This window comes from Streptomyces sp. NPDC104307, assembly GCF_055584045.1.
On record NZ_JBVJMU010000023.1, the window covers coordinates 33,757 to 59,527 of the forward strand.

Genomic DNA, 25,771 nt, shown 5'->3' on the forward strand with positions numbered 1-25,771 from the left:
CCGACACCTCCAGGGGAGAGCTGTGTCTGCTAACGACACCCACAACGACGCCACCGGCAGCGAGGGCAGGCTCCGCGACTATCTGCGCCGTGCCATGACCGAGCTGCACGAGACCCGAGAGAAGCTGCGCGCGGTCGAGGAGCGCGGCAGCGAACCCATCGCGATCGTGGGGATGGCGTGTCGCTTCCCGGGTGGAGTGGGCTCGCCCGAGGGGCTGTGGGAGTTGGTGTCGTCCGGAGTGGACGCGGTGTCGCCGTTCCCGGGTGACCGTGGCTGGGATGTGGAGTCGCTGTTCGATCCGGAGCCGGGTGTTGCGGGGCGTTCGTATGTGCGTGAGGGAGGCTTCCTTCACGACGCGGGTGGGTTCGATGCCGGGTTCTTCGGTATTTCGCCGCGTGAGGCGGTGGCGATGGATCCGCAGCAGCGGTTGCTGCTGGAGACGTCGTGGGAGGCGTTGGAGCGGGCGGGTGTCCCGGCCGACTCGCTGAAGGGCTCCCGCACCGGCGTCTTCGTCGGATCGATGTACCACGACTACGGCACCGACCGGGCCGCCCCCGGAGAGGACGCGGGCGGCTTCGGCGGCACCGGCAGCTCCGGCAGTGTGGTCTCCGGTCGTATCTCCTATGCGCTGGGTCTCGAAGGCCCGGCGGTCACGGTCGACACGGCTTGCTCCTCCTCCCTGGTGGCCCTTCATCTCGCCGCCCAGTCGCTGCGCTCGGGCGAGTGCGACCTCGCCCTCGCCGGCGGCGTCACCGTCATGGCCACACCCAGCACCTTCGTGGAGTTCTCGCAGCAGCGGGGGTTGGCTTCGGACGGTCGGTGCAAGGCGTTCGCGGAGGGTGCGGATGGCACGGGGTGGGCCGAGGGTGTGGGTGTGCTGTTGGTGGAGCGGCTGTCGGACGCGGTGGCCCGGGGGCATCGTGTGCTGGCTGTGGTGCGGGGTTCGGCGGTGAATCAGGACGGTGCGAGTAATGGTCTGACGGCGCCGAACGGTCCGTCGCAGCAGCGGGTGATCAGGGCGGCTCTGGCCAATGCCGGTCTGGGGGCTGCGGATGTGGATGCGGTGGAGGCGCACGGGACGGGGACCCGGCTGGGTGATCCGATCGAGGCGCAGGCGTTGCTGGCCACGTATGGGCGGCGTCCGGCGGAGCAGCCTTTGTGGCTGGGTTCGTTGAAGTCGAACATCGGTCATGCGCAGGCCGCTGCTGGTGTGGGTGGTGTCATCAAGATGGTGATGGCGTTGCAGGAGGGTGTGCTGCCGAGGACGTTGCATGTGGATGCGCCGTCCTCGCAGGTGGACTGGGACGCGGGTGCGGTTTCCCTCCTCACCGAGTCGCGTCCGTGGCCGGATACCGGGCGGTCGCGTCGTGCGGGGGTGTCCGCGTTCGGTGTGAGCGGGACCAATGCCCACGTCATCCTGGAACAGGCCCCCGTTAGGGAACCCGCCGAGGACGACACCCTGGTCCGTGAACTGCCGGTGGTTCCGTTGGTGGTGTCCGCGAAGTCGGCGGCCGCTCTGGAGGCGCAGTCCTCCCGGCTGCTGGCCTGGCTGGAGGCCGATCCCGCGCTGCGTCCGCTCGATGTGGGGCTGAGCCTTGCTGCCGGGCGTTCGCACCTGGAGCACCGCTCGGTCTCCTTCGGTGACCTGAAGGTCGAGGGTGTGGCCGGGGCGCCGGGTCGTCGGGTGTTGGTGTTTCCGGGGCAGGGGACGCAGTGGGTGGGGATGGGTGCGGGGTTGTTGGAGTCTTCGCCGGTGTTTGCTGCTCGGTTGCGTGAGTGTGCGGATGCGTTGGCGCCGTTTGTTGATTTTGATGTGGTTGAGGTGGTGGCTGCGGGGGGTTCGTTGGACGGTGTGGGTGTGGTGCAGCCGGTGACGTGGGCTGTGATGGTGTCGCTTGCTGAGTTGTGGGCTTCGTTTGGTGTGGTGCCGGATGCGGTGGTGGGGCATTCGCAGGGGGAGATCGCGGCGGCTGCTGTGTCGGGGGCGTTGTCTTTGGAGGACGCGGCTCGTGTGGTGGCGTTGCGGGCCGGGGTGATCGGCCGCGAGCTCGCCGGGCTCGGTGGCATGGCGTCGATCCCGCTGCCGTTGGCGGAGGTTGAGGAACGCCTCGCTGGTGGCGACTGGACCGGTCGGCTGAGTGTGGCCGCCGTCAATGGGCCTTCCAGCACGGTGGTGTCCGGTGATGCCGATGCGATCACGGAGATCGTGGCCGCGTACCAGAGCGAGGAGGTGCGGGCTCGTCAGGTTCCGGTCGACTACGCCTCGCACTCCGCGCATGTGGAGCGGATCGAGGCCGAACTCCTCGACGTGCTCGCACCGGTCACCCCGAGGAGTTCGGAGATTCCGTTCTATTCCACGGTGACCGGCGAGCTGGTCGATACGACGCTGCTCGATGCCGCGTACTGGTACCGCAATCTCCGCCAGACCGTGCGCTTCGAGGAGACCGTCCGGCTGCTCCTGGACCGGGGCTTCGGCACATTCGTCGAGTCCAGCGCTCATCCGGTGCTTGGTATCGGTGTTCAGGAGTGTGCTGACGCGGCCGGGGTCGATGTCCTGACCAGTGGTTCGTTGCGGCGTGAGGAGGGTGGCTGGGAGCGGTTCTTGACCTCGGCCGCCGAGTTGTTCGTCCGTGGCATCGACATCGACTGGACCGCCCTCTTCGACGGCACCGGGGCCAGGCTCGTCGACCTGCCCACCTACGCCTTCCAGCACGAGCACTACTGGCTGGAGAAGGCGGCCGCTCCCGCAGCAGTCGCCGCCGAGGCCTCCGGTCCCGAAGCCTGGCGCTACCGCACCACCTGGAAGGGTCTGAGCGCCAAGGACCCCGCCGCCCGCCTCTCCGGGCGCTGGCTCCTCGTCCTCCCCGAGACACTGACCGGTTCCGCTGCCGCCGAGTCCGCCCGACAGGCCCTCACCGCCCGGGGCGCCACCGTCGAACCGTTCACCGTGGACCCGGCCACCGCCGACCGGTCCCTGCTGCGGGCCCGGCTCGCCGAGTCCGCCGACCGGGCCGGGGCCGAGCCGCTCACCGGCATTCTGTCCCTCCTCGCCCTCGCGGAGGGCACGCACCCCGACCACCCGGCCGTCCCGCTCGGCCTGGCCGGCACCCTCACCCTCGCCCAGGCCGCCGCCGACGCCGGCACCGAGGCCCGGCTGTGGGCCGTCACCTTCGGTGCCGCGGCCGTGTCCCCCGCCGAGACCCCGTCCCCCGTACAGGCCCAGGTCTGGGGCCTCGGGCGGGTCGCCGCACTCGAACTCCCCGTCTGCTGGGGCGGACTCGCGGACCTGCCGGCCGACGCCGAGGCCCGCGCCTTCCAGCAGCTGGCCGGCATCCTCGCCGCCCCGGGCACCGACGACCAGGTCGCCGTCCGCGGCTCCGGCACGTACGGCCGCCGCCTGATCCAGGCGCCCGCCGCACCGGCCACCGCCGTGACCCGCCCGCGCGGCACCGTCCTCGTCGTCGGCGACATCGCCGCCGTGGCCGGTCCCCTCGCCCGCCGCCTGCTGACCGGCGGCGCCGAGCGGATCGTCCTCGCCGGGCTCACCGGCTCCCTCACGGACGAGATCGCCGGGACCGAAGGGCCGCTCGCCGGACTGGCCGACCGCACCACCGTCGTTCCCTGCGCGCTCGACGACCAGGACGGGCTGCGCGCACTCCTGGCCGCGCACACCCCCACCGCCGTCTACGTTGCCCCGCCGACGACCCCCCTCACCCTCCTCACCGAGACCACGATGGAGGGCTTTGCCGCCTCCGTCGAAGCCAAGACCGACCTCGCCACCCGTCTCGACGCCCTGCTGGCGGACGCGGAACTCGACGCGTTCGTCGTCTTCTCCTCCGTCGCCGGAGTCTGGGGCGGCGCGGGCCAGGGCGGCTACGCGGCCGGTACGGCGTACCTCGACGCCCTCGCAGAGGGCCGCCGCGACCGAGGACTGCCCGCCGCCTCCGTGGCCTGGACCCCCTGGCAGAGCGTCGCCGCGGGGCCCGCCGCCGAGCAGCTGTTCCGTACCGGCCTGTCCTTCCTCGACCCGGAGCGCGCCCTCGACGTGCTCGACGGGATCGTCGGACGCGGCGAGACCGGCATCGCCGTCGCCGACATCGACTGGGAGCGCTTCGAGCCCGCGTACACCGCCGCCCGGCCCTCCGCCCTCCTCGACGAACTCCCCGCCGTCCAGCGGCTCCGGGCCGCGGAGCGGGCCGCCGCGGACGAGCGGGACACCACCGGCACCGGCCTCGCGGCCGCCCTGCGCGACAAGACCGGCCAGGAACGGCAGCGCGAGCTGGTGCGCCTCGTGCGCACCCACGTCGCCGCCGTGCTCGGCCACGCGACCGGCGACGGCATCGCCTCCGAACGGCCCTTCAAGGAACTGGGCTTCAACTCGGTCACCGCCGTCGAACTCCGCAACCGGCTCCGGGAAGCCACCGGCCTGAGCCTGGCCCCCTCGCTCGTCTTCGACCACCCCACCACCGCGGCCGTCGCCCGCCACCTCGGCGAACTGGCCGGCGGGGTCCGGGAACCCGACACCGCGGCCCCGTTCGCCACCGCGCCCGCCGGCGGCGACAGCGAGCCCATCGCCATCGTCTCCATGGCCTGCCGCTTCCCCGGCGGCATCAACACGCCCGACGAACTGTGGCAGCTCGTGACCCACGGCGGCGACGCCATCACCACCTTCCCCACCAACCGGGGCTGGGACCTCGACGGGCTGTACGACCCGGACCCCGAGGCCCAGGGCCGCACCTACGTCCGCGAGGGCGGATTCCTCCACGAGGCCCCCGACTTCGACCCCGAGTTCTTCGGGATCTCCCCGCGCGAGGCCCTCGCCATGGACCCGCAGCAGCGGCTCCTGCTCGAAACCTCCTGGGAGGCCTGCGAGCGCGCCGGATTCGACCCGAACCTCCTGCGCGGTACCCGCACCGGAGTGTTCGTCGGCACCAACGGCCAGCACTACATGCCGCTGCTGCAGAACAGCGAGGAGGACTTCGACGGCTACCTCGGTACCGGCAACTCCGCCAGTGTCATGTCCGGCCGCCTCTCGTACGTCTTCGGCCTCGAAGGCCCCGCCGTCACCGTCGACACCGCCTGCTCCGCCTCGCTGGTCGCCCTGCACCTGGCCGTCCAGTCGCTGCGCCGCGGCGAGTGCGGCATGGCCCTGGTCGGCGGCGCCACCGTCATGTCCACCCCGGAGATGCTGGTCGAGTTCTCCCGCCAGCGCGTCATGTCCCCCTCCGGGCGCTCCCGCGCCTTCGCGGCCGGCGCCGACGGCGTCGCCCTCGGCGAGGGCGCCGGCATGCTCCTCGTCGAACGGCTCTCCGACGCCGAGCGCAACGGGCACCCGGTGCTCGCCGTCATCCCCGGCTCCGCCGTCAACCAGGACGGCGCCAGCAACGGCCTCACCGCCCCCAACGGCCCCTCCCAGCAGCGCGTCATCCGCCAGGCCCTGGCAGATGCCGGACTGCGCCCCGAGGACATCGACGCCGTCGAGGCGCACGGCACCGGAACCGAACTCGGTGACCCCATCGAGGCCCAGGCCGTACTGGCCACCTACGGCGAGGCCCGGCCCGCCGACGCCCCCCTGTGGCTCGGCTCGGTCAAGTCCAACATCGGCCACACCCAGGCCGCCGCAGGTGTGGCCGGCGTCATCAAGATGGTCCTCGCCCTGCGCGGCAGCACACTGCCCCGCACCCTCCACGTGGACGAGCCGACCCCGCGGGTCGACTGGACCACGGGAGCGGTCTCCCTGCTCACCGACGACGTGCCCTGGCCCGAGCGCGCCACCCCGCGCCGCGCCGCCGTCTCCGCCTTCGGCATCAGCGGCACCAACGCCCACGTCATAGTCGAGGAGGCACCGCGCTCCGACACCACGGCCGGCCCCGCCGACGACAGTGCCCAGGACGGCGACCAGGCCACGGACTGGTGGGACGAGGTCACCGTCCCGCTGCTGTTCTCGGCCCGCTCCGACTCGGCCCTGCGCGCCCAGGCCGCCCGGCTGCGCGCCGGGCTCGTCGAGCACCCCGGCCTGCACCCCGCCGACGCCGGCTACACCCTGGTGGCGGCCCGCTCCCGCTTCGAGCACCGGGCGGCCGTCATCGGCGAGAGCCGGGAGGAACTCCTCGACGCCCTCAACTCCCTCGCCCAGGACCGGCCGCACTTGGCCGTGCTCCGGGGCACCGCCGGTCCCGGCGACCGGATCGCGTTCGTCTTCCCCGGCCAGGGCTCCCAGTGGCCCGCCATGGCCGAGGGTCTGCTCGACCGCTCGCCGGCCTTCCTTGAGTCCGCGCAGGCCTGCGACGCCGCCCTGCGTTCGTACCTCGACTGGTCCGTCATGGACGTGCTGCGGCAGGTGCCCGGCGCCCCCGCGCTCAGCCGCGTCGACGTGGTCCAGCCCGTGCTGTTCACGATGATGGTGTCCCTGGCCGAGGCCTGGCGGGCCATCGGGGTGCACCCCGACGCCGTCGTCGGCCACTCCCAGGGCGAGATCGCCGCCGCGTACGTCTCCGGCGGCCTCTCCCTCGACGACGCCGCCCGGATCGTGGCCCTGCGCAGTCAGGCCTGGCTGACCCTGGCCGGCAAGGGCGGCATGCTCGCCGTGTCCCTGCCCGCAGAGCAGATCCGCGTCCGCCTGGCACGGTTCGGCGACCGGCTGTCCGTCGCCGCCGTCAACAGCCCCGGCACCGCCGCCGTCGCGGGCGACCCCGAAGCCCTCCGTGAACTCCTGGAGGAGCTCACCGCGGAGGGGGTCCACGCCCGCGCCATCCCCGGCGTCGACACCGCCGGGCACTCCGCCCAGGTCGACGCCCTCAAGGACCACCTCATGGAGGTCCTTGCACCGGTGTCCCCGAGCACCGGGCAGATCCCCTTCTACTCCACCGTCACCGGCGGACTCCTCGACACCGCCGCCCTCGACAGCGCGTACTGGTACCGCAACATGCGCGAGCCCGTCGAGTTCGAGCTGGCCACCCGCTCCCTGATCGCGGACGGCTACGAGGTCTTCCTGGAGCCCAGCCCGCACCCGATGCTCGCCACCTCCGTGCAGGAGACCGTCGCCGACGTCGGCGGCCGGGCCGCCGTACTCGGCACCCTGCGCCGGGAGAAGGGCGGCGCACGCTGGTTCGGCGCCGCGCTCGGCATGGCCCACATCAGCGGCGTCGAGATCGACGCCGACGCCCTCTTCGGCACCGACTCCCGCCGCGTCGATCTGCCCACCTACCCCTTCCAGCGCCAGCGGTACTGGTACCACGCGCCCGCCCGCCGCGGCGACGCCGCCGGCATCGGCATCCGCGAGGCCGGCCACCCGCTGCTCGGCGCCGGCGTCGAACTCCCCGAGTCCGGCTCGGTCGCCTACACCGCCCGGCTCGGCTCCGACACCCAGCCGTGGCTGGCCGACCACGCCCTCATGGGTACGGCCCTGCTGCCCGGCGCCGCCCTGGTGGACCTCGCCCTGTGGGCGGGCCGCCAGCACGACTGCCACCGCCTCGACGAGCTGATCCTGCAGGCACCCGTGGTCCTCCCCGACAACGGCGCCGTCGAGCTGAGCCTGCTCGTCACCGCCGCCGACGACGACGGCAGGCGCACCCTCACCGTCCACTCCCGCGAGGCCGGCGCGGACCCGGGCTCCCCGTGGCGCCGCCACGCGGAGGCCGTCGTGGCGCCCGCCGAGGACGGGCCCGCCCCCGCAGGCCCGGCCGTATGGCCCCCGGCGGCCGCCCGGCCCGCCGACACCGACCCCGACACCTTCTACGAACGGTTCACCGACCGGGGCTACGACTACGGCCCGCTCTTCCGGGGCTTCCGCACCGGCTGGGCCGAGGACACCACCGTCCACGCGGAGGTCGCCCTCCCGCCGCAGACCGGCGACGCCACCGCCGGCTTCGGACTCCACCCCGCGCTCCTGGACGCCGCCCTGCAGGCCATGAACCTCGGCTCGTTCTTCCCCGAGGACGGCAAGGCCCGCATGCCGTTCGCCGTCCGAGGCGTCCGCCTGTACACCGAGGGCGCCGCCCGGCTCCGCGTCAGCATCTCCCAGGCCGGTGCGGAGGCGGTGCGCCTGCTGTGCACCGACGACTCCGGCCGCCCCGTCCTCTCCGTCGACGAACTCGTCGTACGGACCGTCTCCGACGACCAGTTCGCCGTCGGTCCCGAGGGCCGCGCCAAGCGCAACGGCGCCCTGTACGAGGTCGACTGGCAGCCGCTGCCCGCCGCCCTGACCCTGCCGGTACGCCGGATCGCCGTCGTCGGTGACGACCACGCCAAGGTCGCCTCCGCGCTGGAGACCACCGGCACCTCCTGCGACTGGTACCCCGGCCCGGCCGAACTGTTCGAGGCCGCCGCAGCCGGACAGGCGCCGGACACCGTCGTCGTCTCCTTCCCGCACCTGCCCCGCTCCGACGCCCCATCCGCGCACACCACCGCCCACCGGGCCCTGGACCTCGCCCAGACCTGGCTGGAACACGGCAGCGCCCTCACCGGCACCACCCTCGTCCTGGTGACCCGAGGCGCCGTCGCCGCGGGCGCCGACGACGAACTCGGTGACCCCGCCGCAGCCACCGTCTGGGGACTGATCCGCTCCGCCCAGTCCGAGGAACCCGGCCGCTTCGCCCTGCTCGACGTGGACACCGACTCCGTCAACGGCACCGCCCTGGCCGCCGCCCTCGCCTGCGGCGAACCCCAGGCCGCCGTCCGAGGCACCACCCTCCGCGTCCCCAGGCTCGCCAGGCCCGACACCGACGCCGCCCGGGGCGACAACCTCGTACCGCCCGTCGACACCACCGCCTGGCGGCTCACCACCAGCGGCACCGGAACCATGGAGGGCCTGCGCCTCGCAGAGGCGCCCGACACTCTGGGCGAACTCCAGGACGGCCAGGTACGCGTCTCCGTACGCGCCGCCGGCCTCAACTTCCGCGACACCCTCATCGCCCTCGGCATGTACCCGGGCGAGGGCGTCATGGGAGCCGAGGGCGCCGGCGTCGTCACCGAGGTCGGGCCCGGCGTGACCGGACTCGCCCCCGGCGACCGCGTCCTCGGCATGTGGACCGGCGGCTTCGGCCCGTACACGATCGCCGACCACCGCATGGTCGCCCCGATCCCCTCCGGCTGGACCTACGCCGAGGCCGCGTCCGTGCCCGCCGTGTTCCTCACCGCCCAGTACGCCCTGACCCGCCTCGCCAAGGCCGCACCCGGCCAGAGCGTGCTGATCCACGCGGCCGCCGGCGGCGTCGGCATGGCAGCCCTCCAACTGGCCCGCCACCACGGACTGACCGTGTACGCCACGGCCAGTACCGGCAAGTGGGACACCCTGCGCCGCCTCGGCCTGGGCGACGAGGCCATCTCCGACTCCCGCACCCTGCGGTTCGCCGACGAGTTCCTCGCCCAGACCGGCGGCAAGGGCGTGGACATCGTCCTCAACTCCCTCGCCGGCGAGTTCGTCGACGCCGGCCTGCGGCTGCTCCCCGGAGGCGGCCACTTCCTGGAGCTCGGCAAGGCCGACGTCCGCGACCCCCGGCAGATCGCCGCCGACCACCCCGGCACCGTCTACCAGGCCTTCGACCTGGTGCAGGCCGGTCCGGAGACCGTCGGCGAGATGCTTCACGAACTGCTCGCCCTCTTCGAGGCGGGGGCCCTCGAACCCCTGCCGCTGACGGCCTACGAGATCCGGCACGCCCGCGAGGCGTTCCGCACCCTCAGCCAGGCCCGCCACACCGGAAAACTCGTCCTGACCCTGCCGCCGTCCTTCGGGCCGTACGGCACCGTCCTGGTCACCGGAGGCACCGGCACCCTCGGCAGCATCGTCGCCCGCCACCTGGTCGTCGAGCACGGCGTCCGCCACCTCGTGCTCGCCGGCCGCCAGGGCATCGAGGCCGAGGGCGCCCGCGACCTCGCCGCCGAACTGACCGCCCTGGGCGCCGAGGTCGCCGTACGGGCCTGCGACGCGGCCGACCGCGAACAGCTCGCCGCACTCCTCGCGGACATCCCGCCGGACCAGCCGCTGACCGCTGTGGTCCACACCGCCGGCGTCCTCGCCGACGGCACCCTGCCCACACTCACCCCCGAGGGACTGGACACCGTCCTGCGCCCCAAGGTCGACGCCGTGCTCAACCTGCACGAACTGACCCGCGACCTCGACCTGTCCGCCTTCGTCCTCTACTCGTCCTCCTCCGCGCTCTTCGGCAGCCCCGGCCAGGGCGGCTACGCGGCGGCCAACGCCTTCCTCGACGCCTTCGCCGGCTACCGCCGCTCCCTCGGCCTGCCGGCCGTGTCCCTCGCCTGGGGCCTGTGGTCCAGCAGCAGCCGCATGGCCGGACACCTCGACCAGAGCGGAATGCACCGACGGCTCGCCCGAGGCGGCGTCATGCCCCTCACCGACGCGGAGGGACTCGCGCTCTTCGACGCCGCACAGGCCGTCGACAGCCCCCTCCAAGTACCGATCCGCCTCAACCACGCGGCCCTGCGCGCCGCCGGACCCGTTCCCGCCTTCCTCGGCTCGCTCGTCGGCGGCACGGACGCCCGGACCGACCGGCGCGACCAGGACAGGCCGGAGCAGACCCTCGCCGAGCGGCTCGCCGGCCTGGCCCCCCAGGAGCAGCAGGAACTGGTCCTGGAGACCGTACGCATCCACGCCGCGGCCGTACTCGGCCACGGCGGACCGGAGGGCATCATCGTCGACCGGGCGTTCAAGGTGCTCGGGTTCGACTCCCTCACCGCCGTCGAGATGCGCAACAGGCTGGCAGAGGCCACCGGTCTGCGCCTGGTGGCCACCCTGGTCTTCGACCACCCGACCCCGGCGGCCCTCGCTGCGCACCTGTGCCGCGAACTGGCGCCGGAAGGGACCGCGTCCGGGGCCGCCCCGGCGCCCGACGCGCGCGGCACCTCCGTCATGGCGGAACTCGACCGCCTGGAGGTCCTGTTCGGCGCCCTCGCCGGACAGACCGCCGACGGCACCGCCACCCCCGACGAAACGGCGCACAAGGAGATCGCCAACCGGCTCACGGCCCTCACCGGCCTGTGGGGCGGCATCGGCGGCGGACCCGGCACCACGCATCCCGCGGACCCGAAGGCCGAATCAGTGGCCGAGTCCATCGAGGACGCCGACGACGACGAGATCTTCGCATTCATCGACGAGCGGTTCTGAACCGCACAGCACGTGACGGGTGACGAGACATGGCGAATGAAGAGAAGCTCCGCGAGTACCTGAAGCGGACCACGACCGAACTGCACCGCACCAGCGAGCGCCTCAAGGAACTGGAGGCACGGGCCCACGAGCCGATCGCGATCGTCGGCATGGCCTGCCGCTTCCCCGGCGCAAGCTCCCCCGAGGACCTGTGGGACCTCGTGTCCGGCGGCACCGACGCGGTCTCGCCCTTCCCGGGCGACCGGGGCTGGGACGTCGAGGGGCTTTACGACCCCGACCCGGACGCGGCCGGTCGCTCGTACTGCCGCGAAGGCGGCTTCCTCGGATCCGCCGGGGCCTTCGACCCGGCGTTCTTCGGGATCTCGCCGCGCGAGGCGGTGGCGATGGACCCGCAGCAGCGGCTCCTGCTCGAAACCTCCTGGGAGGCCCTGGAGCGCGCCGGGATCGACCCCCGGTCCCTGGCCGGATCCCGCACCGGCGTGTTCGTCGGCGCCTGGGACGGCGGCTACACCTCCGGAGTGCACGAGCCCTCCGCACAGCTGGAGGGCGACCTGCTCACCGGCGGGGTCGTCAGCTTCACCTCCGGCCGCATCTCCTACACGCTCGGCCTCGAAGGCCCGTCCGTCTCCGTGGACACCGCCTGCTCCTCCTCCCTGGTGGCCCTCCACCAAGCCGCCCAGTCACTGCGCTCGGGCGAGTGCGACCTCGCTCTCACCGGCGGCGTCACCGTCATGTCCACGCCCGCCGTCTTCGTACAGTTCTCCCGCCAGCGCGGCGTGGCCGCCGACGGACGCTGCAAGGCCTTCGCCGAGGCCGCCGACGGGTTCGGCCCCGGAGAAGGCGCCGGCATCCTCCTGGTGGAACGGCTCTCCGACGCCGTGCGCAAGGGACACCGCGTCCTCGCGGTACTGCGAGGCTCGGCCGTCAACCAGGACGGCGCCAGCAACGGCCTCACCGCCCCCAGCGGCGCCGCCCAGCAACGCGTCATCCGCCAGGCCCTGGCCGACGCCCAGGTCACCGCCGGCGACGTGGACGTGGTCGAGGCGCACGGTACGGGCACCAAGCTCGGCGACCCCATCGAGGTGCACGCCCTGATCGACACGTACGGCAGCGCGCACACCCCCGAACGACCGCTGTGGCTGGGCTCGTTGAAGTCGAACATCGGCCACACCCAGGCCGCCGCCGGTGTCGGCGGTGTCATCAAGATGGTGATGGCACTTCAGCAGGGCCTGCTGCCCCGGACGTTGCATGTGGATGCCCCGTCCTCGCAGGTCGACTGGGAGGACGGCGTGGTCTCCCTCCTCACCGAATCGCGTCCATGGCCGGAGACCGGCCGGTCGCGTCGTGCGGGCGTCTCCTCCTTCGGTGTGAGCGGGACCAACGCGCACGTGATTCTGGAGCAGGCTTCTGTGCCGGATGCGGCGGAGGAGTCTGCGGTTCGTGAGTTGCCGGTGGTTCCGTTGGTGGTGTCCGCGAAGTCGAGGCCGGCGCTCAAGCTCCAGGCTGAGCGGTTGCGGGCCCGTCTTGGGGCGAAGGACGCACCGCGTCTGTTGGATGCCGGGTATTCGCTGGTGACGTCGCGGTCGGTGTTCGAGCACCGCCAGGTCGCGCTCGGTGCCTGGGTCGTCGAGGACTCGGTGGGTCCGGTGGGCCGTGGGGTGTTGGTGTTTCCGGGTCAGGGGACGCAGTGGGTGGGGATGGGTGCGGGGCTGTTGGAGTCCTCGCCGGTGTTTGCCGCCCGGTTGCGTGAGTGTGCGGATGCGTTGGCGCCGTTTGTTGACTTCGACGTGGTGGAGGTGGTGGCTGCGGGGGGTTCGCTGGACGATGTGGGTGTGGTGCAGCCGGTGACGTGGGCTGTGATGGTGTCGCTTGCCGAGCTGTGGCGCTCGTTTGGTGTGGTGCCGGATGCGGTGGTGGGGCATTCGCAGGGGGAGATCGCGGCGGCTGCTGTGTCGGGGGCGTTGTCTTTGGAGGACGCGGCTCGTGTGGTGGCGTTGCGGGCGGGTGTGATCGGCCGTGAGCTCGCCGGGCTCGGTGGCATGGCGTCGATTCCGTTGCCGTTGGCGGAGGTTGAGGAGCGTCTTGCCGGTGGCGAGTGGGCGGGTCGGCTGAGTGTGGCCGCCGTCAACGGTCCGTCGAGCACGGTCGTATCCGGTGATGCCGACGCGATCACGGAGATCGTTGCCGCCTACGACGCGGAGGGGGTGCGGGCTCGTCAGGTCCCGGTCGACTACGCCTCGCACTCCGCGCATGTGGAGCGGATCGAGGCCGAGCTTCTCGACGTGCTGGCTCCGGTTACGCCGAGGAGTTCGGAGATTCCGTTCTACTCGACGGTGACCGGCGAGCTGACTGACACGACGCAGCTGGACGCCTCGTACTGGTACCGCAATCTCCGCCAGACGGTCCGTTTCGAGGAGACCGTCCGGCTGCTCCTGGACCGGGGCTTCGGCACCTTCGTCGAGTCCAGTGCCCACCCGGTACTTGGTATCGGTGTCCAGGAGTGTGCTGATGCGGCGGGCCTTGATGTTCTGACCAGTGGTTCGCTGCGGCGTGAGGAGGGTGGCTGGGAGCGGTTCCTGACCTCGGCCGCCGAACTGTTCGTCCGTGGCACCGACATCGACTGGACCGCCCTCTTCGACGGCACCGGGGCCAGGACCGTCGACCTGCCCACCTACGCCTTCCAGCACAAGGACTACTGGCTGGAGCCCTCTGTCCGGTCCTCCGCCCCCGCCGCCGACCCCACCGGCACGGACTCCTGGCGCTACCGCACCACCTGGAAGGGCCTCACAGCGCCGACGTCCGCCACCGCCCCCGACCTCTCCGGGCGCTGGCTGCTCGTCCTCCCCGAAGGCATCGCTGACCTCGCCGACGCGGCCGAGGCCACCCTCGTCCGGCACGGCGCCCGCACCGAACGCCTGACCCTGGACACCCTCACCGCCACCCGCGAGACCTTGGCCGGCCGACTCACCGCGTACGAGACCGGCGAGGGAACCGAGGGGGGCTCCGCCCGGTCCTTCGGCGGCATCCTCTCCCTCCTCGGGACCGACGGGCGACCGCATCCCGAGCGCCCCGAGCTGGCTCTCGCCGTGCTCGGCACCACCCTCCTCGCGCAGGCGGCGGCCGACGCCGGCCTCACCGCGAAGCTGTGGGCAGCGACCCGAGGCGCCGTCGCCGTCTCGCCCGCCGAACGGCCCGGCTCCGAGGGCGCGCAGGTCTGGGGACTCGGCCGTGGCATCGCACTGGAACACCCCCTCCTCTGGGGCGGACTGGTGGACCTGCCCGAGGCCCCCGACGAGCGCGACTGGCAGCGGCTGGCCGCCGCCCTGGCGGGAACCGCCGACGAGGACCAGATCGCCGTCCGCGCCTCCGGCAGCTACGGCCGCCGGCTCGTCCCGGCCGGCGGCGTCCCCGCCCGCCGCACCTACACCCCCCGTGGCACTGTCCTGGTGACGGGTGGCACGGGTGCTCTCGGTGCTCACGTGGCCCGGTGGCTCGCCGGGGCCGGGGCGGGGCATCTGGTGCTGACCGGGCGTCGTGGTCCGGATGCTCCGGGGGCTGCCGGGCTGGCCGAGGAACTGCGTGCCCTGGGCGCCGAAGTCACCCTCGCCGCCTGTGACGTCTCCGACCGTGAGGCGCTGGCCGCCCTCCTCGACGCCCACCCGCCCACCGCCGTCTTCCACACCGCAGGCGTCCCGCACTCGGCCGCCTTCCTCGACACCGATGCCGGCTCCCTCGCCGAGGTGTACGCGGGCAAGGTCGCCGGCGCCCTGCACCTGCACGAGCTGACGCGAACCCGGGAACTCGACGCGTTCGTCCTGTACGCCTCCGGAGCCGGGGTCTGGGGCAGCGGCGGCCAGAGCGCCTACGGCGCGGCGAACGCCGCGCTCGACGCGCTCGCCCAACGGCGCCGCGCCGAGGGGCTGCCCGCCACCTCCGTGGCCTGGGGCCTGTGGGGCGGCGGCGGCATGGGCGAGGGCGCCGGCGAGGAGTTCCTCAGCAGCCGGGGTCTGCGCGCCATGGACCCCGTACGGGCCGTCGAGGCCCTGGCGCGGGCCCTGGACCGCGAGGACACCTGCGTCGCGCTTGCCGACATGGACTGGCCGCTCTTCGCCAAGGGGTTCACGACCTTCCGGCCCAGCCCGCTGATCGGCGGACTGCCCGGCGTGGGCGGGTCCGGCGCCGACGCGACCGCCGGGGCGTCGGGCGAGCAGCCCGACGGAGCGGAGGCGGACGGGCTGCCCGCCCGGCTCGCCGCCGCCGGCCCCGCCGAGCGGTACGAGATCGTGCTCGACGAGGTCCGCGGCAGCGTCGCGGCCGTGCTCGGCCACACCGGACCCGAGGACGTCGACCCCGAAGAGGCTTTCAAGGACCTCGGGTTCAGCTCGCTCACCGCGGGCGAGCTGGCGGGCCGGCTCAGCCGCGCCTGCGGCCGCAAGCTGCCCCCCACCCTGGTCTTCGACCACCCCACGGCCGCCGCCATGGCCGCCCATCTGGCCGAACTCCTCGCCCCGGCCGCCCCGGCGGGCACCGGTACCCCGGAGGAGCAGCGGATCAGGGCCGCCCTGGCCACGATCCCGCTGGGCGTGCTGCGCGAGGCGGAGCTGCTGGACACCCTGCTCGCCCTGGCCTCCGCGGAGCCCGGTACGGCGGCGCCCGAGCGGTTCTCAGGCGGCGGCGGGTTCGATGGGGCGGACCGGTTCGGCGCCGCCCGAGCGATCGGCGAACTCGACGAGATCGCTGCCCTCGACGAACTCGACGAACTCGACGAGGCCGCGCTGATCGAGCTGGCGCTGCGCGACGCGGCCTGAGCCGCGCCCCATCCAGCGGCCGCGCCCCATCCGGCGGCCGCGAGACCGCCGCTCCGCCCGACTCAGAGAGGGGCACCACCGATGGCCATGTCCTCCGAAAAGCTCATGGAGGCGCTCCGGACCTCGCTCAAGGAGACCGAGCGGCTGCGCCGGCGCAACCGGGAGCTGACCGCGGCCGCCCACGAGCCCGTCGCCGTCGTCGGCATGGCCTGCCGGTATCCGGGCGGAGTCGACTCCGCCGAGGCCCTCTGGGAGCTGGTCGCCTCCGGGACGGACGCCGTCGCGCCCTTCCCGGAGGACCGGGGCTGGGACCTCGACGGGCTCTACGACCCGGACCCCGAGTCGCAGGGAACCACCTACTGCAACCAGGGCGGATTCCTCGCCGGAGCCGGCGACTTCGACGCCGCGTTCTTCGGGATCTCGCCGCGCGAGGCCGTCGTCATGGACCCCCAGCAGCGGCTGCTCCTGGAGGTGTCCTGGGAGGCCCTGGAGCGTACCGGCCTCGACCCGCGCACCCTGCGCGGGACCGGTACGGGCGTCTACATCGGCGCCGCCCACGCCGAGTACGCCACCGACCTGGACCGGGTGCCCGCGGGTTCCGAGGGCTACCTCCTGACCGGCAGCGCCGACGCCGTGCTCTCCGGCCGGATCAGCTATGCCCTCGGTCTTGAGGGCCCGGCCCTGACGGTGGAGACGGCCTGCTCCTCCTCGCTGGTCGCCATGCACCTGGCCGTCGCCGCCCTGCGCCGCGGAGAGTGCGGCCTGGCACTGGCGGGCGGCGCGGCCGTCATGCCCGACGCCGCCGCGTTCGTCGAGTTCTCCCGGCAGAAGGGCCTTGCCGCGGACGGCCGTTGCAAGGCCTTCTCCGCGGACGCGGACGGCACCGGCTGGGCCGAGGGCGCCGGCGTGCTCGTACTGGAACGGCTCTCCGACGCCGAGCGCAACGGGCACCCGGTGCTCGCCGTCATCCGTGGCTCCGCCGTCAACCAGGACGGCGCCAGCAACGGCCTCACCGCCCCCAACGGCCCCTCCCAGCAGCGCGTCATCCGCCAGGCCCTCGCCGACGCCGGACTGCGCCCCGAGGAGATCGACGCCGTCGAGGCGCACGGCACCGGAACCCAGCTGGGCGACCCCATCGAGGCCCAGGCCCTGCTCGACGTCTACGGACAGGGCCGCGAGGCGGACCGGCCCCTGTGGCTCGGCTCCCTCAAGTCCAACATCGGCCACTCGCAGGCCGCCGCCGGTGTCGGCGGCGTCATCAAGACCATCCAGGCCATGCGCCACGGGCTGCTGCCCAAGACCCTGCACGCGGACACCCCCACCCCGCACGCCGACTGGTCCTCGGGCCGGGTACGGCTGCTGACCGATCCGGTGGCCTGGCCGGCGGGCCCGCGCCCGCGCCGCGCCGGGATCTCCGCCTTCGGCGTGGGCGGTACGAACGCCCACCTGATCGTGGAGGAAGCGGCCGAGAACGCCGAGATCGCGGACGCGGTCGGTGCCGAGGTCGCGGTCGGTGCCGAAGCCCCGGGCCCGGCTCCCGCAGCCTCCCCCGGGGACGGGCCGGGGGAGGAGCAGCCGACGGCCTGGTTCCTCTCCGGCCGCTCCGCCGAAGCCCTCCAGGCCCAGGCCGGCCGGCTGCACGCCCACCTCGCCGGACCGGCCGCTGCCGGTGCCACCGCACAGGCCGTCGGGCACGCCCTGGCCACCACCCGCACAGCCTTCGAGCACCGGGCCGCCGTCCTCGGCGGCTCGTACGAGGAACTCACCCGCGCCCTCGGAACCCTCGCGGCGGGCGACCCCTCGCCCGCCGTCGTCACGGGAGTGCGCCGCCGCGAGGCCAGGACGGCCTTCCTCTTCACCGGGCAGGGCAGCCAGCGCCCCGGCATGGCCCGCGAACTGCGCGCCGCGCACCCGGTGTTCGCTGATGCCCTGGACGCCGTCGCCGAACGCCTCGACCCGCACCTGGAACGCCCGCTCGCCGCCGTGCTCGACGCCGCCCCCGGCACCCCCGACGAAGCCCTGCTGCACCGGACCCAGTACGCCCAGGCCGCCCTCTTCGCCGTCGAAACGTCCCTGTTCCGGCTGCTGGAGCACTGGGGCATGCGCCCCGACGTCCTCCTCGGCCACTCCGTGGGCGAGATCGCCGCCGCCCACGTGGCAGGCGTCCTCGACCTCGACGACGCCTGCGCCCTCGTCGCCGCACGCGGCCGGCTGATGCAGGACCTCCCGGCCGGCGGCGCGATGCTGTCCGTACGGGCCGGTGAGGACGAGGTCCGCGAGCTCCTGGCCGGCCGCGAGGACGTCCTCGCCGTCGCCGCCGTCAACGGCCCCCGGTCCGTGGTTCTCTCCGGCACCGGGGAGGCCGTCTCACAGGCGGCGGACCTGCTCGACGAACGGGGCCGCAAGACCAAGCGCCTGACGGTCAGCCATGCCTTCCACTCCCCTCTCATGGACCCCATGCTGGAAGAGTTCCGGGCTCTGGCCGACGGGCTTTCCTACCGGGCACCCAGGATCCCCGTCGTCTCCAACGTCACCGGCCGCCGCGCCACCGGCGACGACCTGCGCACGGGCGCCTACTGGGCCGGACACGTCCGCGCGGCGGTCCGCTTCGCAGACGGCGTGCGCACCGCCCGCGAACTGGGCGCGGCCACCTTCGTCGAACTCGGCCCCGACGGCGTTCTCTGCGGCATGGTCCAGGAGGTGCTGTCCGTGGACGACCCCGGTACGGAACCGGCCGCCGTGGTCCCCGTACTGCGCCGCGGCCGCCCCGATTCCGCCACCCTGCTGCGGGCAGTGGCCACCGCCGCGAACCGGGGCGCCGCTCTCGACCGGGGCCGGATCTTCCCCACCGCCCCGGCCCGGCCGGTCCCGCTGCCCGTGTACGCCTGGCAGCACCGCCGGTACTGGATCGCCCCCACGCCCCGTGGCGGCGGACGCGTCCCGGCCGGCGGGCCCCGCCGCCACCACGTCACCTGGAGCCCGCTGCCCGCCCCCACCGGCACCCCTCTGACCGGCACCTGGCTGCTGGTCGAGTCCTCCGGGGCCGCCACCGATCACGCCGATCACGCCGAGCGGGCCCTGCGCGCCCGCGGCGCCCACGTCCGGCGGCTCCCCGTCGACCCCGAGCGGGCCGACCGGGCCACCCTCGCCGCACTGCTCGCCGACGCTCGGAACGACACGGCCGCACCCGTCGAGGGCGTCCTCTCCCTGCTGGGCGCGGAGGATCGGGAGGACCCCGGCACCGGCCTCGTCCCAGCCGCTGTCCGGGCCACTCTCTCCCTTGTCCAGGCGATGGAGGAGACGTCCACGACCGCCCGCCTCTGGTGCGCCACCCGAGGAGCCGTGGCGACGGCCCCCGGCGAGCGGCCTCGGTCGGCGGGGGCCCAGCTCTGGGCACTCGGACGCGTCGCCGCGCTCGAACTCCCCACGCTGTGGGGCGGACTGGTCGACCTGCCGGAAACAGAAGCCGGGACCGAAACCGCGACCGGGATCGAAACCGCGACCGCGACCGGGACCGGGACCAAAACCGGGGACGCAGCCGCAGCCGGATCCGAGGAGGACGCGGCCTGGCGGCTGCTGGCCGGGACCCTCGGCGGTTCCGAGGATCAGGTGGCCGTCCGGGGCTCCGGCACTCTAGGCCGCCGGCTCGACGCGGCCCCCGCGCCGCGCGTCCCCGCCCCGTACCGCCCCCGAGGCACCGTCCTGGTCACCGGCGGCACCGGCGCCCTCGGCGGCCACCTCGCCCGCCGGCTCGCCCGTGAGGGCGCCGAGCACCTGCTGCTCGTCACCCGGCGCGGGGCCGGGGCTCCCGGCGCGGCGGAGCTGGAGGCCGACCTCCTCGCCCTCGGCGCCAAGGCCACCTTCGCGGCCTGCGACGTCGCAGACCGGGACGCGCTCGCCACGCTCCTCGGACGGATCCCCTCCGACACCCCGCTCACCGCCGTCTTCCACGCCGCGGGCGTGCCCCAGGTCAGCCCGCTGACCGAGACCGGCCCCGAACTCGTCTCCGAGGTCTACGCCGGGAAGGTCGCCGGCGCCCTGCACCTCGACGAGCTCACCAGGGGCCTCGGACTCGACGCGTTCGTCCTCTACTCCTCCGGCGCGGGCGTGTGGGGCAGCGCCGGGCAGTGCGCCTACGCCGCCGCGAACGCCGCGCTCGACACGCTCGCCGAACGGCGCCGCGCAGACGGCCTGCCCGCCACCTCCGTGGCCTGGGGCCTGTGGGGCGGCGGCGGCATGGGCGACGGAGAGGGCGCCGCGTACCTGCGCCGCAGGGGAGTGCGCCCGATGGACCCGCAGGACGCCCTCACCGAGCTCTTCCGCGCCGTCGCCGCCGGCGAGGCCCAGATCACCGTCACCGACACCGACTGGGAGCGGTTCGCCCTCGGGTTCACCTCCCACCGGCCCAGCCCGCTCATCTCCGCCCTCGTCGTACCTGCCTCCGCCCCGGCCGCAGGCGACGGGAACCCGGCCGGCCCCCGGCCGCGCGACCCGCGCGCCGAACTCGCCGCCCTCGGCCCCGCCGAGCGCGCCGCGGCCGTCCGGACCCTGGTCCGCACGGAGGCCGCCGCCGTGCTCGGGTACGAGAGCCCCGACGAGATCGCCGCCGACGAGCCCTTCACCCTGGCCGGGTTCGACTCCCTGGCCGTCGCGGAGTTCCGGCGCCGACTCGCCACCGCGGCAGCCACAGAGCTGACACCCGAGGCCTTCTACGACCACAACACCCCGGACGCGCTCGCCGCCCACCTGCTGGACCTCCTGCAGGACCCGGCCGGAGCGGCGGGCCCCCCGGCCGAGGGCCACGGCGCCGGCGACACCACCCTGGTCGCGGTCTACCGCTCCGCGGTCGCCGACAGCCGGGTCGCCGAGGCCGTCGAGGCCCTCGGCGCCGTCTCCGCCCTGCGCCCGGACTTCACCGACCCCGGACAGCAGCCCGTCACCCCCGTCCGGCTGGCCGACGGACCCGCCGGGGACCGGGGACCGCTGCTCTTCGCGGTCACCGGCACCACGGCCGTCTCCGGCCCGGCCGAGTTCGCCGCCCTCGCCGCCGCCCTGGCCGGCCGCCGCACCGTGGCCGCGGTGCCCCAACCCGGCTTCCGGCCCGGCGAACTGCTGCCCGGCACCCTCGAAGCGCTGTGCGCCGCCCACGCCGAGGCCATCGCCCGGTACGCCGCCGGCCGGCCGTACGTCCTGATCGGTCACTCCGCCGGGGCCAACGTCGCCCACGCGCTCACCCGGCACCTGGAGGCCCGAGGCACCGGCCCCGCCGCCCTGGTGCTGGCCGACATCTACACCCCCAGCGCCCCAGGGGCCATGGGCACCTGGCGGAACGTCATGCTCCGCTGGGCCGCGGACCGCGCGGTCGTACCGCTCGACGACACACGGCTCACGGCCATGGGCGCGTTCCACCGGCTGCTCCTGGACTGGGCCCCCCGGCCCACCCGTGCCCCCGTCCTGCACCTGCGGGCCGGCGAACCCATGGCCGCGTGGACCGACCCGCTGACGGACTGGCGGTCCGTCTGGGACGGCGCCCACACCGTCACCGACGTACCCGGCAACCACTTCACGATGATGACCGAGCACGCCCCGGCCATGGCCCGCACCGTCGACGCCTGGCTCGACGCGCTGCCCGGCGGTGACCGATGACGAGGAGTCGCACATGACAGCGGAGCTGCTGACCGACACCCCTGGCCGCGAGACTGCCCTGGCCGCCGCCCGCCGGGCCCGGGGAAACCAACTCGCCCGCGCCGCACAGTGGTTCGCGGGCACCCGGAACGACCCCTACGGACTGATCCTGCGCTCAGGCACCGAGGACCCCCGCCCCTACGAGGAGCGCATCCGTGCCGAGGGGCCGCTGTTCCACAGCGCGCCGCTCGACACCTGGGTGACGGCCGACCGCGCCGTCGCGGAGGAGGTCGTCGCCTGCCCCGCGTTCGACGGCCCCGGCCCCGGCCCGGAGGCCGCCGCCGCGGACGGGCTCCCGTACCGCAGCGCCGCGCTCGCCGTGGACCGCGAGACCGCCGCCCGACTGGCCCCGCTCACCGCCCTCGGCGGCCCCATGCTGTGGGCCCCCGCGGAGGAGTGCGTGGAGAAGCGGACGGTGAAGTTCGCCCGCGCGATCCTTGACGGGCTGGGCGACCGCTTCGACCTCGTCGAGGACTTCGCACGCCGCCTCGTCGGCCAGGTGATCGCCGAACAGCTCGGACTGCCGGAGACCGCCCACACGCGGTTCGTCCGGATCCTGCCCGACTGCCGGCACGCCCTCGACGGACTGCTCTCCCCGCAGCCCCACGCCGTCGTCCGCGCCGCGGAGCGGGCCGAGACCGCCCTCTCCGCGCTGCTCGCCGACGGACTCCACGAGGCCGGGGCCGACCGCGTCCGGGCCGCCCGGACGCTCGCCGTCGGCGCCGCCGAGACCACCGCCGTGCTCGTCGCCAACGCCGTGCGCGGGCTGCTCGCCGAGCCCGGTGCCTGGCAGCGGCTGGCCGCAGACCCCGCCCTGGCCGCCGACGCCGTCGAGGACACCCTGCGCGAGGCCCCGCCCGTCCGGCTGGAGACCCGCACCGCCCGCACCGGCACCGTCCTCGCGGGCACCGAACTGCCCGCCGGCAGCCGCGTCACCCTCCTCGTCGCCGCCATCAACCGCGATCCGAAGGCCCCCTCGGGCACCGCACCCTTCGGCCTCCCCGCCGACCTGCACTTCGCGCTCTCCGGCCGGCTGGTCACGGTGATCGCCCGCGCGGCGCTCGGTGCGCTCGCCGAGGCCCTGCCCGGCCTGCGCACCGACGGCGAGGAGATCGTGCGGCTGCGCTCACCGGTCCTGCGCGCCCCCGCGCGCTTCCCCGTCGCCAAGACCGCCTGATGGTGGGACCCGGCCGTAGCAGCGGCCCCCGCCACCCAAGACCACGACCGCGAAGAGCCGGACAAGGGCGGACGATGCCATGCGCGTACTGATCACGTGCTTCGCGCACAACACGCACTACTACAACCTGGTGCCGCTGGCCTGGGCGCTGCGCGCCGCCGGGCACGACGTCCGGGTGGCCAGCCAGCCGGCGCTCACCGAGGTGATCAACGGCTCCGGACTGACCGCCGTACCCGTCGGCGACCTCGACTCGATCGTCGAGCTGATGACGCAGATCGGCGGCGACCCCACTCCGTACCAGACGGGCTTCGACTTCGCCGATACGGTCACCGAGCCGATCGGCTGGGAACACGCCCTCGGCCAGCAGACCATGATGACGGCCATGTCGTTCGCGCCGCTCAACGGTGACACGACCATCGACGCCATCGTGGAGTTCGCCCGCGCCTGGCGGCCGGAGCTGGTGCTCTGGGAGCCCTTCACGTACGCCGGCCCCGTCGCCGCGCACGTCACGGGCGCGGCCCATGCCCGCCTCCTGTGGGGCCCCGACGTGGTCCTCAACGCGCGCCGTCAGTTCCTCGAACTGCTCGCCGCGCAGCCCGAGGAGCGCCGCGAGGACCCGATGGCCGAATGGCTGACGTGGACCCTCGAACGCTTTGGTATCACCCCCGACGCCGCCGCCGTCGAGGAGGTCGTCCGAGGGCAGGCCACCGTCGACCCGGCCCCCGCCAGCCTGCGCATACCCGTGCCCGGCGAACTCCTGCCGATGCGCTACGTCCCCTACAACGGGCCCGCCGTCGTACCGGACTGGCTGCACGCCACGCCCGCCCGGCCGCGTGTCTGCGTCACCCTCGGCGTCTCCGCCCGCGAGACCTTCGGCCGCGACGCGGTGCCCTTCGAGGAGCTGCTGCACGCCCTCGGCGACATCGACGCCGAGATCGTCGCGACCTTCGACGCGACCCAGCTCAAGGACCGCGAGGCACTCCCCGCCAACATCCGCGTCGTCGACTTCGTCCCGATGGACGCCCTGCTGCCGACCTGCGCCGCGATCGTCCACCACGGCGGCGCCGGCACCGGCTACACCGCCACCCTGCACGGCGTGCCCCAGATCATCGTGGCCTCCCTGTGGGACGCCCCGCTCAAGGCCCGACTGCACGAGCGGCAGGGGGCCGGCATCGACCTGCCGCCCGAGAAGCTCGACGCCGCGTCCCTGCGCGAAGCGGTCGTACGGGCCCTCACCGACCCCTCGATCACCGCGGCCGCGCACCGGCTGCGCGACGAGGCCCTCGCCGACCCCGCGCCGGCCGAACTCGTCCCGGCCCTCGAACGCCTCGCGGCCCGACGGGGCCAACCGCACACCGCACACCCTAGCCAAGGAGAGACGACGTGACCACCACCGAAGCCCCCGCGGACAGCGGCTACGCGGACGGCATAGCCCGCCTCTACGACCTGGTCCACCAGGGCAAGGGCAAGGACTACGCGAGTGAGGCGGCCGACCTGGCCGCCCTGATCACCTCCCGCGCGCCCGGCGCCCACAGCCTCCTCGACGTGGCCTGCGGCACCGGCCTCCACCTGGAACACCTCACCCGGGCTTTCGACACCGTCGAGGGCGTCGAGATCTCCGCGGACATGCGGGACATCGCCGTACGCCGCAACCCGGGCGTTCCCGTCCACCTCGGCGACATGCGCGACTTCGCGACCGGCACCACCTTCTCCGCCGTCACCTGCATGTTCAGCTCCATCGGCCACATGCGCGACCAGGCCGAACTCGACGCGGCCCTGGCCCGCTTCGCGGCCCACCTCGAACCGGGCGGCGTCGTCCTGGTCGAACCCTGGTGGACCCCCGCCACGTTCACCCCGGGCTTCGTCGGCGCGTCCATCACCGAGGCCGAGGGCAAGACCGTCTCCCGCGTCTCGCACTCCCGGCTGGAGGGCGACGCCACCCGCATCGACGTGCACTACCTGATCGCCGAGCCCGGCCGGGACATCGCACACCTCTCCGAGACCCACCTCATCACCCTCTTCACGCGCGAGGCCTACGAGCGGGCCTTCGTCCGGGCCGGCCTCACCGTCGAGTTCCAGGAGGGCGGCCCGTCCGGGCGGGGCCTCTTCATCGGCGGCCGGACCTGACGACCGCGTGATCGAGGAGATCCTCCCGCCCGGGACGGTCTCGGCCGACACCTACGGGGAGTTCCCGCCGGAACTGCTCTTCGCGGGGGAGCGGGCCCTGATCCGCGACGCCGTCGTGGAGCGGCGCCGCGAGTTCGCCACGGCCCGCGTGTGCGCCCACCGGGCGCTGGCCGCCCTCGGGCGGGCCGCCGGACCGGTGCTCACCGGCCGCCGCGGCGAACCCCTGTGGCCCGACGGCACGACCGGCTCCCTCACCCACTGCGAGGGATACCGGGGCGCCGCCGTGGCGCCCACAGAGCGCTGGCGGGCGCTGGGCATCGACGCGGAACCGCACCTGGCGCTGGAACCGGGCGTGACCCGGGCGGTCGCCTCGGCCGTCGAACGCGAGCAGCTGCGCGAACTCGCCCGCCGCCACCCCGGCACCCACTGGGGCCGGTTGCTGTTCAGCGCCAAGGAGTCCCTGTTCAAGGCGTGGTCCCCGCTCACCCACCGGACCCTGGACTTCGACTCCGCGGAGCTCGAACTCGACCCGTCGGCACGGACGTTCACCGCCCGGATGCGGATCCCCGGACCGGTGCTCGACGGCCGGGCCCTGACCGGGCTGACCGGCCGGTGGACGGTGGCGGACGGAATCGTCCTGACCGCCGTGGCCGTCCCGGCCCCGCCCGGCACCGCTCGTGATCCGTTCGCGCCACGAGGCAGAACGGCTCGCGATCCGGCGGAGTAACGCCCCGCCCGGTCCCGGAACATCCCGCCCGGCGGGCCCGCCCACCCCTCCCACGACCCCCGCTCCGCGGCGAACCTGCCAGCGTAGGAGGGGGCGCGCCGCTGCTCAAGGTGTCCGGAGCA

The 25,771-nt window shown here is 74.1% G+C and carries 7 protein-coding genes; all 7 read left to right on the plus strand.

The features are described from left to right. Nucleotides 1-22: 22 nt before the first annotated feature. The 7 genes from ACZ601_RS35865 to ACZ601_RS35895 all read left to right on the plus strand — a co-directional run bounded on the left by ACZ601_RS35865 (nucleotide 23) and on the right by ACZ601_RS35895 (nucleotide 25,649). Entirely contained in the window at nucleotides 23-11,125 is an 11,103-nt protein-coding gene (locus ACZ601_RS35865) for an SDR family NAD(P)-dependent oxidoreductase (RefSeq protein ID WP_469545740.1), read from the plus strand. Between the two features lie 29 nt (nucleotides 11,126-11,154). Continuing rightward, nucleotides 11,155-15,933, plus strand: coding sequence for a type I polyketide synthase (locus ACZ601_RS35870; RefSeq protein ID WP_469545743.1), 4,779 nt, complete (start codon nucleotides 11,155-11,157; stop codon nucleotides 15,931-15,933). A gap of 81 nt (nucleotides 15,934-16,014) precedes the next feature. Continuing rightward, nucleotides 16,015-21,579, plus strand: coding sequence for an SDR family NAD(P)-dependent oxidoreductase (locus ACZ601_RS35875; RefSeq protein WP_469545745.1), 5,565 nt, complete (start codon nucleotides 16,015-16,017; stop codon nucleotides 21,577-21,579). Between the two features lie 13 nt (nucleotides 21,580-21,592). Further along, nucleotides 21,593-22,795, plus strand: coding sequence for a cytochrome P450 family protein (locus ACZ601_RS35880; protein ID WP_469545747.1), 1,203 nt, complete (start codon nucleotides 21,593-21,595; stop codon nucleotides 22,793-22,795). 79 nt (nucleotides 22,796-22,874) lie between these two features. Continuing rightward, entirely contained in the window at nucleotides 22,875-24,182 is a 1,308-nt protein-coding gene (locus tag ACZ601_RS35885; protein ID WP_469545750.1) for an activator-dependent family glycosyltransferase, read from the plus strand. After that, nucleotides 24,179-24,922 (plus strand): class I SAM-dependent DNA methyltransferase, encoded by a 744-nt coding sequence (locus ACZ601_RS35890; RefSeq protein WP_469545753.1) that lies wholly within the window; start codon nucleotides 24,179-24,181, stop codon nucleotides 24,920-24,922. Before ACZ601_RS35885 ends, ACZ601_RS35890 begins: the two co-directional genes overlap by 4 nt. A gap of 7 nt (nucleotides 24,923-24,929) precedes the next feature. Next, a complete protein-coding gene (locus ACZ601_RS35895) occupies nucleotides 24,930-25,649 on the plus strand; it encodes a 4'-phosphopantetheinyl transferase family protein (RefSeq protein ID WP_469545756.1) in 720 nt (239 codons plus the stop codon). Nucleotides 25,650-25,771 lie beyond the last annotated feature (122 nt).

What these genes read in the sequence shown, in the direction of transcription:
- ACZ601_RS35880 (WP_469545747.1), top strand. Translation starts at nt 21,593, where the DNA reads ATGACAGCGGAGCTGCTGACCGACACCCCTGGCCGCGAGACTGCCCTG.
- ACZ601_RS35870 (WP_469545743.1), top strand. Translation starts at nt 11,155, where the DNA reads ATGGCGAATGAAGAGAAGCTCCGCGAGTACCTGAAGCGGACCACGACC.
- ACZ601_RS35875 (WP_469545745.1), top strand. Translation starts at nt 16,015, where the DNA reads ATGGCCATGTCCTCCGAAAAGCTCATGGAGGCGCTCCGGACCTCGCTC.
- ACZ601_RS35885 (WP_469545750.1), top strand. Translation starts at nt 22,875, where the DNA reads ATGCGCGTACTGATCACGTGCTTCGCGCACAACACGCACTACTACAAC.